This window comes from Acidovorax sp. Q11 (assembly GCF_054950075.1).
Window position 1 is genome coordinate 1 of record NZ_JBUDZG010000080.1, and the last position, 1388, is coordinate 1388.

The 1388-nt window shown below is 61.5% G+C and carries 1 protein-coding gene; it reads right to left on the bottom strand.

What is annotated here, in order from left to right; genetic code table 11:
• Window positions 1-143: 143 nt before the first annotated feature.
• The gene (locus ACYZGB_RS22745; RefSeq protein WP_462391259.1) at window positions 144-1295 is read right to left on the bottom strand and encodes an IS5 family transposase; all 1152 of its coding nucleotides are present in this window, start codon (window positions 1293-1295) and stop codon (window positions 144-146) included.
• Between the last annotated feature and the right edge of the window lie 93 nt (window positions 1296-1388).

Here is a 1388-nt window from a genome sequence, read left to right on the forward strand (position 1 = left end):
CAGGCTGAAGAAATACTCCCCAGATTCCAAGCCCGTCCTGCCCCACAGCCGCAGGCTGGCTCGCTTTTTTCACATTCCGGGATTAGCGGGCCCAATTGGGCGTTTTATTGCACTTCGGAGGCCGCTTTTGCCTCCGTTTGCCCTCAATGCGTCCCCTGCAGACGCACCTGTCCCCATTGCTCCAGCGTGCGCATGCGCACCAGGTTGTAGCCGGCCATCGTCAGCACGAACATCTGGTCCACGCGTTTGATTCCTCGCACCATCACCTGCCTCATGCCGCCCACGGTCTTGGCCCAACCAAAGCCTTGCTCTATGAGCTTTCTCTTTTGTTGCGATACCGCGTAGCCTTCACTTTGCGCTATGGCTTCGGGCACGGCCGAGTTTCTGCCTGACTTGTTCTGGGCCACATGGGGGATGACGTTCATGGCCTGGCAGGCCTCAATGAATTCGCGTGCGTCATAGCCCTTGTCCGCTCCCAGCGTGATGGTTCGCGCGGGATCGGCCTGTGCCTGTCGGGCGTCGTTGACCATGGCCTTGGCCGCTTCGCGCTCTGCGTATCCATCGGCCAGCGTGACCACTGCATTGGCCACCAGGCCGTGGCGGTTGTCGCTCAGGGTGTGGCCCATGTAGCGCAGCTCGCTGGCGGTTTTGCCTTTGCGGTACAGCCGGGCATCGCCGTCCGTTGTGGATTCATGGGTGTCGTTGCTGCGCCGCTGGCCCTTGAAGTTGCCGCCATCGCTGTGGGCTTTGGTATCGGCACCATGGCCATCACGATCATCACCGCTCGCGTCATCGTCGCCTTTGCGCACGAAGCTCTTGTGGCCCGCCCAGGCCTGGATGAGCGTGCCGTCCACGCTGAAGTGCTCGCCCGAGAGCCATTGTTTGTGGTCGGCGATCTTGAGCACTTCGTTGAAGAACTCGATCACGGCGTCGTGTTCGATCAGCCGCTCGCGGTTCTTGGTGAACACGCTGGGCACCCAGACCTCATCGTCCATGGACAGGCCGATGAACCAGCGAAACAGGAGGTTGTACTGCACCTGCTCCATCAACTGGCGTTCCGAGCGCACGCTGTACAGCACCTGCAGCAGCATGGCGCGCAGCAGCTTCTCGGGGGCGATGCTGGGGCGCCCGCCCTTGATGTCTGCTTCGTACATGCGCGAGAACAGGACATTCATCTTGGTCAAGGCGGTGTTGACCATCTTGCGAACGGGGCGCAGGGGGTGCGAGGCGGGAACGAAGTCTTCGAGCTTGCGAACACAGAACAGGCTTTCGGTGAAGGTGTCGGCGCCGCGCATGGGGGTCAAGGTCAAGTGATGTGGGAGGCTCCGGTGAGCTTACCGGGGGTTGGGCTGCTGGGCTGGATGCGTGGGAGGTATTTCTTCAGCCTG

Excerpts from the sequence above, each read along its gene's own strand:
- ACYZGB_RS22745 (WP_462391259.1), bottom strand. The coding sequence starts at position 1,295 with ATGCGCGGCGCCGACACCTTCACCGAAAGCCTGTTCTGTGTTCGCAAG.